Raw genomic sequence first — 11,772 nt, forward strand, 5'->3', positions numbered from 1 at the left:
TGTGGATAACTTTTTGGGCGTTCGAAAACTGTCAGGGGAGGTGTTTAGCGTGTGAGGTATGAAGAACTCGTTCGGGCATCACAGCGACCAGGATCTGGTCGCGGTGCTCGATGGTGTTCTGGACGCCCTGACCGATGAGCGGCTCCGGCTGGAGTCTCCGCAGCAGCGGTTGGGGTTGGCGGTGGCGGCGGTGCGGGTCGCTTCCCGGGTCGATGCGTGGGTGCAGCAGGTGCTGGCCGGTGTTGAGGCCGATGAGGTGGCGGTTCGGGTGCACGGCACGTCGACCACGACCTGGTTGGCGGATGCGGCCCGGCTCACCCCGCGCGAGGCACGCCGGCTGATCCGTGCCGGTGAAGGCCTGACAAAGTTCGGGTTGGTCGGTGAGGCGGCCCGCACCGGGGAGGTGTCGGCTACCCAGGCCGAAGCGATCACGAGTGTGCTGGCCGAACTGCCCGACGAGTTCGATTCCGCGCAGGTGGCGCAGGGTGAGGCGATGATGATCGCGTTCGCCCACACCCACAACAGTGCCGAGCTGCGCCGATTGACTCATCATCTGGTCGAGGTGCTGTCACCGGAGACGGTCGAGGCCCGGGAGGCCGGCCGGCTCGAAAGGGAAGCAAGGCTGGCCCACGCCCGCCGGTTCCTCACCCTCACCGATGACGGGCACGGGTCGGTGCTGATCCGCGGCAGTCTCCCGGTGGTCGATGCCGACCCGTTTAGGAAACTCATCGACAGCTACGCCGCGCAGATCACACGCGGCCTCGAAGCAGCCGACCCGCTGCAAGCCACCCCGAGCGCAAGTCAGCGCCGAGCCGATGCGCTGTGCCGGCTCGTCGAGCGGCACCAGCAGGCGTCCCTCGCCCCCTGCCTGGGCGGGGACCGGCCCCGGCTGGTGGTCACCCTGTCCTACGACTCCCTGCTGCGACAGGCCCGCGACGCCCGCGCGGAGCGCGGCCCGAACAGGATCGGCGGTCCGGAAGCTGCGGGAACCGTCGCCGGAAGCGATGGTGGTGCAGTGGGCACGACCGGCACCGGGCAGGGCATCGCGCCCAGCGTGCTACGCAGGTTGCTGTGTGACGCCGACATCCTGCCCATCATCCTCGGCGGTCCCTCCGAGGTCCTCGACGTCGGCCGCACCCAGCGCCTCGTCACCGCGCCGATCCGGGCAGCCCTCAATCACCGCGACCAGGGCTGTGTGTTCCCCGGCTGCAACAACCCACCAGAAACCTGCCACGCCCACCACATCGTGCCGTGGTGGAACGGCGGCACCACCGCCCTGCACAATCTGGTGCTGCTGTGCCCCCACCACCACGCCATCATCGAACCCAGCCACAACCCCACCACCGACCGCTGGACCCTTACCTTGCGCCCCGACGGCATCAGCGAAATCCGGCCACCCCGCAGAGTCGACCCCCACCAGAAACCCCGCATCCACGCCCGCTTCCTCACCCGCAGACGCAACTGACAGACACCCCGCTTGAACGAGATCCCGGGGCAAGCCCGGGACGACGAGGACCGCCGACGACCGAGGGTCCGAGTCCGCCCGCGCGCGGGGTCTTGAGCTCGTTCGACCGGTTGCGACACGGCCGGGTTCGGTTCAGCGCGGGTGGGTCGATAAACTCAGTCGGTGCGTGTTCTGGCTGCTATGTCCGGCGGCGTCGACTCCGCGGTGGCCGCGGCTCGGATGGTCGACGCCGGCCACGACGTGACCGGCGTGCACCTGGCGCTGTCGAAGAACCCGCAGACCTACCGTTCCGGTGCGCGCGGCTGCTGCTCGCTCGAGGACTCCCACGACGCCCGCCGCGCTGCCGACGTACTCGGCATCCCGTTCTACGTGTGGGACTTCTCCGACCGTTTCGCTGCCGACGTGGTGGATGACTTCATCGCCGAGTACTCCGCCGGCCGCACCCCCAATCCGTGCCTGCGCTGCAACGAGAAGATCAAGTTCGAGGCGGTCCTCGACCGCGGCGTCGCGCTCGGCTTCGAGGCCATCGCCACCGGGCACTACGCCGTCCTGCGCCAGCAGCAGGGCCGGACCCAGCTGTGGCGGTCGGCCGAGCAGGCCAAGGACCAGAGCTACGTGCTGGGCGTGCTCAACCAGGCCCAGCTCAGCCGCTGCCTGTTCCCGCTGGGCCACGACACCGCCAAGGCCGACGTCCGTGCCGAGGCGGCCGCTCGCGGTCTCTACCTGGCCAAGAAGCCGGACAGCCACGACATCTGCTTCATCCCCTCCGGCGACACGGCGGGCTTCCTGGCCCGCCACCTCGGCGAGTCCGCGGGCGACTTCGTCGACGAGCAGGGGGTGGTGGTCGGTTCGCACGCCGGCAGCCACTCGTTCACCGTCGGCCAGCGCCGGGGATTGCACCTGGGCGTCCCCGCCGCGGACGGGCGCGCGCGCTACGTCCTCGGCATCGAACCGGTCACCAACACGGTCACGGTCGGGCCGCACGAATCGCTGGCGGTCAGTCGGATCGACGCGATCCGGCCGACTTGGGCAGAGACGGCGGTGCTCGGCCATTGGCGCGGTCTGGTGCAGGTGCGGGCGCACGGGGCCCCGCTGCCGGCACTGATCGAGGGGCGCCCCGACTCGGTCACGGTCGAGCTCGACGAGGCCACCCACGGCATCGCCCCTGGTCAGGCCGTGGTCTGCTACGACGGTGACCGGGTCGTCGGCTCGGCCACCATCGCAGCGACGGCGCGTTGATGACCGGCGTCAGCGGGGTCGGGTCGCTGCCCGGCACCGACTTCCCGGCTGCGCTGCGGCTTGTCCTGGACGCCCTGGGCGGCGCCGACGGTGGCCTGCCGCACCTGCCCGAGCTACCCGCTCGGGGCCCCTGGGCGGGCATGATAGGCCGCGCCGCCGGCCTGCTGGTCGACCTGCCGGTGAGCCTGGACGCCGGCACCTGGCGCCTCTCCGACACCGCCGGCATCGACGGTCGCCGGGCTCGCACGACGCTGCGCGACGACCTCGACATGCTGCAGGAACAGGCGCACGAGTGGCGCGGGCCGTTCAAGGTGCAGGTGACGGGTCCCTGGACCCTGGCGGCCAGTGTCCTGCGCCCGCTCGGTGGACTGGTGCTGGCCGATCGCGGCGCCCGCCGCGACCTGGCCCAGTCGCTGGCCCAGGGCACCGCCGACCTGCTGGCCGAGCTGGCGGCGAGGCTGCCCCAGGCGGACCTGGTGCTGCAGGTCGACGAGCCGGCGCTGCCGTCGGTGCTGGCCGGCGCCGTGCCCACCGAGGGCGGCTACTTCCGGCACCGCAGCATCGATCGCCCGGAGGCGGCCGAGGCGCTCGGCCTGCTGGCCGTGATCACCCCCGGCTCGGTTCTGCACTGCTGCGCCGGCGGGCTGGAGCCGGTGCTGGTCGCTCAGGCCGGCTTCGGTGGCGTGTCGCTCGACCAGGCGACGGTCCTCGACTGGGACGGGGTCGCCGAGTTCGTCGACGGCGGCCGCACTCTGCACCTGGGGTGCCTGCCGACGACGTCCGAACGGTTGTGGAGCCCGGACGAGCTGGTCGACCGGGTGCTGCGGGTGCTGCGTCCGCTCGAACTGGCCGACCTTCCGGACCGGCTGGTGCTGACCCCGGCCTGCGGCCTGGCGGGCTTCTCGCCTCGCGGGGCGGCGGCCGCGCTGAACACCCTGGTCCGGGCTGCGCCCCTGGTGGACGAGGCCCTGCGGTCGTAGCGACCGCAGGGCCCGTCGGACTCGTCCAGCCGTCAGGGCCGGGTGCCCGGCTTCACCTCGACGGGTGCGACCCCGTCGCTGCCGTTGCCGCGCGGGAACAGCGAATCGATGTCGACGGTGCCGTGCAGGTGGGCGGTGAACTCGCCCCGGCCGGCGCCCTCGGCGACGTAGCTGAACCGCACCTCACGCACTTCGTTCGGCTCCAGGACGTCGTTGGCTCGGCCTCCACGCCCTGCAGGAAGAAGGCGAACAGCTCAGCATGGGTCGAGTCGGGCGGCATCGTCGCCGCGTCACGGTCACCCCGACGGGTAGTGGGTAAGGATGGGGCGAGGGCGCGGTGGTGCGGCGCCCGTTGACTCGAAATGACGGCCGTAGAAGGTGAGCCGGGTCGCCGACCGGCGCTCGGTGACCGGCATCCCGAAGAGCCGCTGAAGCGAGCCCGGCACCGGGCTGCGGCGTCCGCCGGCGTCCACCACCACGGCAGGCAGCGTTCCGTGCTCGGTGCGCAGTCCGCGCACACCCGTGGCGTCGGTAGCGGGCAACAGCCCGGTCACGCTTGTCGCTCGGCACAACTCCAGACCCGGCTGGTCAGCGGCCAGCCCGCCGAGAACCTGTTCGAGCAGCACACGGCTGATCGCCACGGTGTCGAACTGCTCGTCGCCCGGCTGCCGGCCGCCGGTGACGCGGTCGCCCTGGCAGTGCAGCAGGTTGAACGGCGAGGCGCCCGCTGCGCGCAGGGCGGGGATCAGGTCGGGCAGCGCGACTGCCATCTCGTGGTGCCACCGAGGCAGCACGACGTGCGGCAACCGGAACTGGCTGACCCCGGGCCGGGTGCCGGCCTCCTGCGGGTCCTCCGCCTCGCAGATCACCGCGCGGTGGCCGTCGCGGGCCAGCAGCAGGGCTGCGGTCAGCCCGGTCGGGCCGGCGCCGATCACGGCGATGTCGAGGGTTCGGTGGGTCATGGTGGGCCTCCTTGCGGCTGCCCGTACCGTCCCTCGGCCCGGTGCTCACTCTCCAGGCCGGTCGCTGCTCACTTTCTGCCCACTATCGGGTGTGAGGGCACCGATCTCCACGGCCCACAGCACGTCGCAGAGCCGCTCCACCGCCTGGGCGAGGTGCCGGCGGTAGGTACTGAACGGCAGATCGAGCAGGTCGGCCGCCCACCTCCTGCGAAGGGGCACCGTGCAGGTAGGTGCGCTCCAGCACCCGCCGACGCTCCGCCCCCTTGGGTTCGTCCGCGAGCCGCACGATGGTGCGGCTCAGCACGGCCGCCAGCTCGCCGGCGTCCAGACGCCGCACCAGCGCCGAGCCGAGCAACGGGGACTCCGCCAGCCGGTCGGGCCGACACAGATGGACGAGCGCAGCGCCACCGCCCGGTCGAACGCGTCCCGGCCCAGCGGCGCAGGCCGGAGCAGTCCCGCGGGCGGAGGACCGATCTCACCGGTCACTTCGCGCGTGGCCATCATGTCGTCGAAGGCCGGGACGTCCAGCCGACGCCGGTCCCAACCCCACCCGCCGCCCGGTCGTTCCGCTAGGTCCATGGTGAACATGTGCTCCATGCCGAGGTACTCGAAGTAGGGTCCATAGCGCTGCAGCGTCGGGCGTGACGATGAAGCTCCACGCCGAGGCGCGCAGCCGCCATTCGAGAACGCAGGCGGCACCGTTGGCCAGCAGCAGCGGATCCCGCCAGCCACCCGTGGCGGCACCGAACCGGGAGACGTCGATGCGTTCCCCCTGCCGCAACGGCCCGTGCCGCGCCACCAGGCTCCAGATGGTCGTGGCCACGGGATCCTCCAGGTCGTCGGGGGGGGTTCGGTCAGGTAGCCGTGTAGGACCAATGCCGCCGCGCCGCCCTCCACGCTGATCCGGTAGGGCCTGCTGCTCGGCAGGGTCAGCCAACGTCGGGCGATCCGGGCCTCGCGGGCGCCGTAGTCGCGCTCGATCAGCTTCAGCATCCAGCCGTGGTCGGAGGGTGTCGCCCGGACAGTAATGGCAGGGTCGCGGCGGGGACGCCCGCCGTCCGTGCGGTCAGTGGGCCTGCCCGGTGCAGCAGCAGCAGCTCGTTTGCGGCCCGCTCAGGGTGAGCTTCGCGAGGATCGTCGACGCGCTCCAGGAAGTAGCCACCGACCGCCCGGTGCAAGGCCATGTAGCCCTTGGGTGAGCGGTGCCGGAACTCGGCCTCGAAGAGCTCGCTGACCACGTCGTGCAGGTACAGCCCGCTGGGCCCGTCGCACGTAGGGACGGCCGGCCAGCCAGTCCCAGACCTCGTCGGCCCGGTCGCCGACGGTGCGCGCCAACAGGTCCTGGCTGGCCTGGGCCGCATGGGCGCAGGTGGCGAGCCCCAGCCGATGGGCGGGGCTGGGCACGTCGTCCATGATCCGGGCGCACAACCGGGCGACCACGTCGGGTGCATCGTCGAGCCCGGCCAGACGCGGGCGCCGGCGGCTCGCCTCCGCGAGCAGCGCCAGCACCAGCGGGTGGCCACCCGCCAGCCGGGTCAGGTGTTCGCGTCGGACGTCGGGGACGCCCAGCCGCTCCAGCAACTGGTCACTCTCGCGGTCGTCGAACGGGTCGAGCTCGTGGGTGGCGGACAGGGCCCGCCAGCCGGCGTCCAGCCACAGTCGTCGGACGGCGCCGTCCGCCCGGCCAGCACGGTCACGGTGCCGTCCGGAAGGTCAGGCAGAAAGGCGGTGCGGAACCACTCGTCCAGCGGAGCCAGCAACTCGTAGCCATCGATCAACAGCAGCCCGGGTGCGGTGGGGTCGGCCACCGAGCCGTACCACTCGCTGACGGCGCTGGGCGAACCCACCACGTCGCGCCCGTCCAGCCGGTGGACGGGGCGGGCCGCCGCTTGGCCGGCCCGATCCACGGCGTCCAGCAGCGTCGTCTTGCCGATGCCACCGGGGCCGTGCACCAGGTGGACCCATTGCGGAGCCGCACCCAACAGGAACGCCGTGATTGCGGCCAGCGGAGTGGTTCGGCCGACGAACGCCTTCGCCCTCAGCAGGTCGAGGCTGGGTGCAACGGGCAGCGCATCGTCACTCATGTCCGTGGGCACAGCGCGACAGGAGGGGAGCACAGGGGCGTGTGCATCAACCCACGCTAGGCCGTGGGATCACGCCTGTCGATGGTCGGCAGGTGGGCCGGCAGCAGGGGAGTGCTGCCCATGCGTGGACGCCGGTGCGCCGGCGCGGAACTTCTATAGTCGGACTCATGATCATCTGGCGCGGCTGGGGCGTTCTCGCCCTGCTCATCGTCGGTGCCTCGATGGGGCTGGGCATCCTCATCTCGCCCAATCCGGGGCTGCGCGGCATCTTCGCCGGACTGACCGTGATCGGCGGAGCGGTGGGCACCTGGTTCCTCGGCCAGCACCTGAACAAGACCAAGCCGGTGCAGGAGTTCGAGCAGTGGTACGCGCGGCGCAGCAACGAGGTGGGCGCGCTGGTGCGTGGCGGCGCCTACGACAACGTGCGCGACCCGCAGAACCCCAACCGCCCGGCCGACCCCAACGCCGTCGGCAACTACGTGCTGCAGCAGGAGGCCGCCCGGGTCCGCTCCGGCCTGACCAACCGGCACTCGCTGTTCTTCGTGCCGATGCAGTATTGGGCCTACCTGTTCGGTGCGATCGGCGTGGTCTTCATGGTCACCAACCCCTTCAGCTGAGCCTGCGGCCCGGACCACCCCGAGACCTGGCCCGTGTGTCGGACCAGCGCCGGCCCGCAAGCGCCGACCGCAACCACGCGGGCACTGTCGGTACCGGCAGCTAGTCTCACTGCCGTGACGATCGAGGACATCCGCGCCCGGCACGCCGAGCTGGCGCAGCAGATCGAGGAGCACCGGTTCCGTTACTACATCACCGATGCGCCGACGATCAGTGACGGCGACTTCGACGCCCTGATGCGCGAGTTGCAGGCCATCGAGGACGCCAACCCCGAGTTGCGGACCCCCGACTCGCCGACCCAGAAGGTGGGCGGCGCACCGTCGGCGACGTTCGCTCCGGTCACCCACCTGCAGCCGCTGATGAGCCTCGACAACGTGTTCAGCCGCGAGGAGTTCGAACGCTGGGCGGCCCGGGCGACCCGCGAGACCGAGGTGACGGCCTGGCTGTGCGAGCTGAAGATCGACGGGTTGGCGCTCGACCTGGTCTACCGGGACCGGCGGTTGGTCAGCGCCGCCACCCGCGGCGACGGCCGGGTGGGTGAGGACGTGACCGCCAACGTCCGCACCATCGCGGCGATCCCGGCGCGGCTGAGCGACGAGGCCCCCGATCTGGTCGAGGCCCGTGGCGAGGTGTTCATGCAGCCCGAGGACTTCGCGGCGCTCAACGAAGGACTGGTCGCCGCAGGCAAGGCGCCCTTCGCCAACCCTCGCAACTCCGCAGCCGGCTCGCTGCGACAGAAGGACCCGCGGGTCACCGCTTCACGTCACCTGCGGTTCCTGTGCCATGGTCTCGGTGAGGTGTCGGGGGTGTCGATCGACAGCCAGTCACACGGCTACGAGTTGCTGAAGGCCTGGGGCCTGCCGGTGTCCAGCCACTACCGGGTGGTCGCCACGCTCACCGAGGCGTGGGAGTTCATCGACGGCTACGCCGAGCACCGGCACGGCCTGGAACACGAGATGGACGGGGTGGTCATCAAGGTCGACGACCGGGTGCAGCAACAACGACTCGGCAACACCTCGCGGGCCCCGCGCTGGGCGATCGCGTTCAAGTACCCGCCAGAGGAGGTCACGACCAAGCTGCTCGACATCCGGGTGAACACCGGCCGCACCGGCCGGGTGACGCCGTACGGGGTGATGGAGCCGGTGTTCGTGTCGGGCTCGACGGTCGAGAACGCGACCCTGCACAACGCGTCGGAGGTGAAGCGCAAGGGCGTGCTGATCGGCGACTCGGTGGTGCTGCGCAAGGCCGGCGACGTCATCCCCGAGATCGTCGGCCCGGTGGTGGCGCTGCGCGACGGCACCGAGACCGAGTGGGTGATGCCCACCCACTGCCCCTCGTGCGGCACCGAACTCGCCCCCGAGAAAGAGGGCGACGCGGACCTGCGCTGCCCCAACACCCGTTCGTGTCCGGCGCAGTTGCGCGAACGGCTGTTCCACCTGGCCTCCCGGCAGGCCCTCGACATCGAGAACCTGGGCTGGCAGGCGGCCGATGCGCTGCTGTCGGCGGGGCTGCTGACCGACGAGGGTGACCTGTTCGACCTGACCGCCGACAAGCTGGTCACGGTCCCCATGTTCACCCGCGGTCCCCGCAAGGGCGAGGACGCCGACGGCCGTTATCTGAGCGCCAACGGTGAGAAGCTGCTGGCCAACCTCGACGAGGCCAAGCAGCGCCCCTTCGCCCGTTTCCTGGTGGCGCTGTCGATCAGGCACATCGGCAAGGGGGTGGCGCCGGACGTCGCCGCCGCCTTCCCCGGCATCGACAAGCTGCGTAACGCCTCCGAAGAGGAACTGGCTGCCGTCGAGGGCATCGGCCCCACGCTGGTGACCGCCATACGGGACTGGTTCACCGTCGACTGGCACAACGAGATCGTCCGCAAGTGGCGCTCGGCCGGCTGCCGGCTCGCCGACGAGGTGCCCGAGGCGTCAGGCGATCAACTGCCACAGACGCTGGCCGGGTTGACGGTGGTGGTGACCGGCTCGCTGCCCGGCTACACCCGCGACGGCGCCGCCGAGGCGATCACGTCAAGGGGCGGCAAGTCGTCGGGGTCGGTGTCGGGCAAGACCGACTTCGTGGTGGTCGGCGACAACGCCGGCAGCAAGTACGACAAGGCGGTGGCGTTGAAGCGTCCGATCCTGGACGCCGATGGCTTCGAGGTGCTGCTCGACCAGGGCCCCGAGGCGGCCGCGGAGGTCGCGAAGGAATCCTGACCGGGTCGCAGCTGGGCTGTCGATTCCGCCGCGGGCCGGGCGACACCATGATGACGGGAACCTCCCGTCGCAGCCGAGAGGAGTCACGATGAAGTATCTGGTGTTGTTGATCGGCGACGGCGAACTGCCGCCCTGGAACTCGCTCACCGAGGAGGAGCAGGCGGCCGGCATGAAGAAGTTCGAGGATTTCGACGCCGCGTGCGCCGCACGCGACGGAGTGGAGATCCTGTCCGGCGAGGCCCTGGCCGGGCCCTCCAGCGCAACCACGTTGCGCACCCGCGGCGGCACGCTGTCGGTGACCGAGGGACCGTATGCCGAGGTGATCGAGGGACTGGGCGGCTACTACCTGATCGAGACCCCCGACCTGGACACGTTGATCGAGCTGCTGCAGGTGCTGCCGGCCTACGACATGCAGTTGCAGCCGGCGGTCGACCCCTACGAGTGAGCGCCGGCGACGTCCTCGGCCGGGTTCACGCCGAGTCGTGGGGACGGCTGCTGGGCGGGTTGATCCGGTCCAGCCGTCGCCCCGACCTGGCCGAGGACGCCGTGGCGGAAGCCTTCGCCCACGCCGCCCGGCAATGGCCGGCCGAGGGCGTCCCGGCGAATCCGGCCGGGTGGCTGGCGACCGTCGCCCAGCGCCGGCTGCTCGATGCGTGGCGCGCCGAACAGCGCCGTGCCGCTCCGGAATTCAGGGCCGCGGTGGCCGCCCGGGCGCACCCACCGCCCCTCCCGCCACCCGGCGCCGAGGCCGACGAGCGGATTCCGCTGCTGTTCATGGCCACCCATCCGGCGTTGACCGAGGACGTCCGGCCCGCCCTGGCGCTGCGGTTCGTCCTGGGCGTCCCCACGCAGCGGATCGCCCGGCTGTTTCTGGTGCCGCTACCCACCATGGCGGCGCGGCTCACCCGGGCCAAGAAGCGGCTGGCCGATATCGGTGCGGCTTTCGGCGTGCCGGACCCGGCCCGGTGGCCGGAGCGTGCGGACGACGTGGCGCGGGCCGTCTATCTGGCCTTCACGGCCGGGTACGCACCGGGTGACGACGAGGTCGAGCGGGTGGCGGAGGCCGGCGACGCCGTCCGTCTCGCGGTGCTGGCCGCGGACCTGCTGCCGGACCATGAGGTGGTCCAGGCATTGGCGGCCCTGCTGGAGCTGCACCACGCCCGGCGGGCCGCGCGCGCCCGGCCGGACGGGTCGCTGGTGCTGCTCACCGACCAGGACCGGTCGCTGTGGGACGCCGCGGCCATCGCCCGGGGTCTGCATCGGCTCACCGGCCTGACGCCTACTGACGGGTACGCGGAGCAGTTGCGGCTGCAGGCCCTGATCGCCGGTTTCCACGCGACGGCCGCCACGGTGTCCGACACCGACTGGGTGGGCATCGCCCGGGCCTACCGGCGGCTCGAGCAGCTCACCGGCTCACCGATCGTGCGGCTGAACCGGGCCGTCGCAGTCGGCGAGGCCTACGGCGCCCCGGCGGGGCTGACGCTGCTGCGGGCGGCGGGGGAGCGGCTGCCCGGGCACCATCGGGTCGCGCTGGTGCGCGCCGAGCTGCTGGCCCGCGACGGGCGTGAGGCGGAGGCTGCCGAGGCCTTCCGGGCCGCGTTGTCGCTGATGCCCGACGGCGCCGAGCGGCGGCACGTCGAGGGCCGGCTGCGTGCCCTTCGCCCCGGCGTCTGACGGCGCCGGGCCGGAACATCCTGGGGCAACCGGGTCCGCCGCCTCTGCCTCCCGGGACGCGGCGACTGTGACGGTGGCCTCATCGTCCACGTTCAGGAGGTTCCGATGGCCACCCCGTCGCCCACCACAACCGCAGCTCGCGCCGTCTCCCGCTCAGGCACGGCCCGGTTCCGCCCGGCCCCGCTGCTGCTGATCACCTCGCCCGCCGGCCGCACCCAGGCGGTCATTCTCGCCGGCGAGGCAGGTTTCCCGTAGCCCTGCGGGCGGGGGTGTGAGCGCGTGCTGGCTAGACTGGCCGGCGTGGAGGGCCTGAACAGCAAGCTGAACCTGAACGCCGGGGCGCCGCCCCGGGTGTGGCCGAAGCTCGGCGAGTGGGGTCCCGCCGAGGTGCCCTCGACCAGGCAGAAGAAGCGGATGCGTTGGTGGGTGGCGCTGGGTTTCGTCGGCGCCGCGGTGGTGGTGTTCCTCTACGGCTGGTACATCTTCACGATGATGCAGGCCGCTGCCTGAGCGAGCCTCCCGGTGGCTGTGCCGGGTGACCGACGG

General features: G+C 71.7%; 14 protein-coding genes. 9 read left to right on the forward strand and 5 right to left on the reverse strand.

Features of this window, described 5'->3' with window-relative positions; all coding sequences use genetic code 11:
* Positions 1–58 precede the first annotated feature (58 nt).
* From OIE40_RS05985 to OIE40_RS05995, 3 genes are all read left to right on the forward strand, one after another.
* Positions 59–1,465 (forward strand): HNH endonuclease signature motif containing protein, encoded by a 1,407-nt coding sequence (locus tag OIE40_RS05985; RefSeq protein WP_264701003.1) that lies wholly within the window; start codon positions 59–61, stop codon positions 1,463–1,465.
* A 162-nt stretch (positions 1,466–1,627) separates the two neighbouring features.
* Positions 1,628–2,704: a tRNA 2-thiouridine(34) synthase MnmA gene (mnmA, locus tag OIE40_RS05990; protein ID WP_264701006.1), complete on the forward strand. Its 1,077-nt coding sequence runs from the start codon at positions 1,628–1,630 to the stop codon at positions 2,702–2,704.
* Positions 2,704–3,684, forward strand: coding sequence for a uroporphyrinogen decarboxylase/cobalamine-independent methonine synthase family protein (locus OIE40_RS05995; protein WP_264701008.1), 981 nt, complete (start codon positions 2,704–2,706; stop codon positions 3,682–3,684). The genes mnmA and OIE40_RS05995 overlap by 1 nt, the downstream gene beginning before the upstream one ends.
* A gap of 32 nt (positions 3,685–3,716) precedes the next feature.
* Here OIE40_RS05995 and OIE40_RS06000 read toward each other — a convergent pair whose 3' ends face one another.
* The 5 genes from OIE40_RS06000 to OIE40_RS06020 form a co-directional block, all read right to left on the reverse strand.
* The gene (locus tag OIE40_RS06000; RefSeq protein ID WP_264701009.1) at positions 3,717–3,875 is read right to left on the reverse strand and encodes a hypothetical protein; all 159 of its coding nucleotides are present in this window, start codon (positions 3,873–3,875) and stop codon (positions 3,717–3,719) included.
* Between the two features lie 105 nt (positions 3,876–3,980).
* Positions 3,981–4,646: an FAD-dependent oxidoreductase gene (locus tag OIE40_RS06005; RefSeq protein WP_264701011.1), complete on the reverse strand. Its 666-nt coding sequence runs from the start codon at positions 4,644–4,646 to the stop codon at positions 3,981–3,983.
* Positions 4,647–4,943: 297 nt separating this feature from the next.
* Complete coding sequence (locus OIE40_RS06010) at positions 4,944–5,243, reverse strand: hypothetical protein (protein WP_264701013.1); 300 nt, start codon at positions 5,241–5,243, stop codon at positions 4,944–4,946.
* Positions 5,244–5,632: 389 nt separating this feature from the next.
* A complete protein-coding gene (locus OIE40_RS06015) occupies positions 5,633–5,884 on the reverse strand; it encodes a hypothetical protein (protein ID WP_264701015.1) in 252 nt (83 codons plus the stop codon).
* A gap of 297 nt (positions 5,885–6,181) precedes the next feature.
* Positions 6,182–6,730 carry an ATP-binding protein gene (locus tag OIE40_RS06020; RefSeq protein ID WP_264701017.1) on the reverse strand — a complete coding sequence of 183 codons (549 nt, stop codon included), beginning with the start codon at positions 6,728–6,730 and terminating at the stop codon, positions 6,182–6,184.
* 167 nt (positions 6,731–6,897) lie between these two features.
* Between OIE40_RS06020 and OIE40_RS06025 the strand changes: the two genes are divergently transcribed.
* From OIE40_RS06025 to OIE40_RS06050, 6 genes are all read left to right on the forward strand, one after another.
* Positions 6,898–7,347 (forward strand): hypothetical protein, encoded by a 450-nt coding sequence (locus tag OIE40_RS06025; RefSeq protein WP_264701019.1) that lies wholly within the window; start codon positions 6,898–6,900, stop codon positions 7,345–7,347.
* 114 nt (positions 7,348–7,461) lie between these two features.
* Positions 7,462–9,552 (forward strand): NAD-dependent DNA ligase LigA, encoded by a 2,091-nt coding sequence (ligA, locus tag OIE40_RS06030; RefSeq protein WP_264701021.1) that lies wholly within the window; start codon positions 7,462–7,464, stop codon positions 9,550–9,552.
* Between the two features lie 88 nt (positions 9,553–9,640).
* Positions 9,641–9,997, forward strand: a complete 357-nt coding sequence (locus tag OIE40_RS06035; RefSeq protein ID WP_264701023.1) for a YciI family protein — start codon at positions 9,641–9,643, stop codon at positions 9,995–9,997.
* On the forward strand, positions 9,994–11,226 hold the full coding sequence (locus OIE40_RS06040; RefSeq protein ID WP_264701025.1) for an RNA polymerase sigma factor: 1,233 nt from the start codon (positions 9,994–9,996) through the stop codon (positions 11,224–11,226). Before OIE40_RS06035 ends, OIE40_RS06040 begins: the two co-directional genes overlap by 4 nt.
* 105 nt (positions 11,227–11,331) lie before the next feature.
* Complete coding sequence (locus OIE40_RS06045) at positions 11,332–11,481, forward strand: hypothetical protein (protein ID WP_264701027.1); 150 nt, start codon at positions 11,332–11,334, stop codon at positions 11,479–11,481.
* 45 nt (positions 11,482–11,526) lie between these two features.
* Complete coding sequence (locus tag OIE40_RS06050) at positions 11,527–11,736, forward strand: hypothetical protein (protein WP_264701029.1); 210 nt, start codon at positions 11,527–11,529, stop codon at positions 11,734–11,736.
* The last annotated feature ends 36 nt before the right edge of the window (positions 11,737–11,772 follow it).

The organism is Micropruina sonneratiae, from assembly GCF_025972045.1.
In the GTDB taxonomy this organism is placed as follows: domain Bacteria; phylum Actinomycetota; class Actinomycetes; order Propionibacteriales; family Propionibacteriaceae; genus Micropruina; species Micropruina sonneratiae.

Bases quoted from the DNA above. Each gene is read 5' to 3' on its own strand.
- OIE40_RS05985 (WP_264701003.1), top strand. From the start codon at position 59: ATGAAGAACTCGTTCGGGCATCACAGCGACCAGGATCTGGTCGCGGTG.
- OIE40_RS05995 (WP_264701008.1), top strand. From the start codon at position 2,704: ATGACCGGCGTCAGCGGGGTCGGGTCGCTGCCCGGCACCGACTTCCCG.
- OIE40_RS06005 (WP_264701011.1), bottom strand. From the start codon at position 4,646: ATGACCCACCGAACCCTCGACATCGCCGTGATCGGCGCCGGCCCGACC.
- OIE40_RS06010 (WP_264701013.1), bottom strand. From the start codon at position 5,243: ATGGAGCACATGTTCACCATGGACCTAGCGGAACGACCGGGCGGCGGG.
- OIE40_RS06020 (WP_264701017.1), bottom strand. From the start codon at position 6,730: ATGAGTGACGATGCGCTGCCCGTTGCACCCAGCCTCGACCTGCTGAGG.
- OIE40_RS06025 (WP_264701019.1), top strand. From the start codon at position 6,898: ATGATCATCTGGCGCGGCTGGGGCGTTCTCGCCCTGCTCATCGTCGGT.
- OIE40_RS06035 (WP_264701023.1), top strand. From the start codon at position 9,641: ATGAAGTATCTGGTGTTGTTGATCGGCGACGGCGAACTGCCGCCCTGG.
- OIE40_RS06045 (WP_264701027.1), top strand. From the start codon at position 11,332: ATGGCCACCCCGTCGCCCACCACAACCGCAGCTCGCGCCGTCTCCCGC.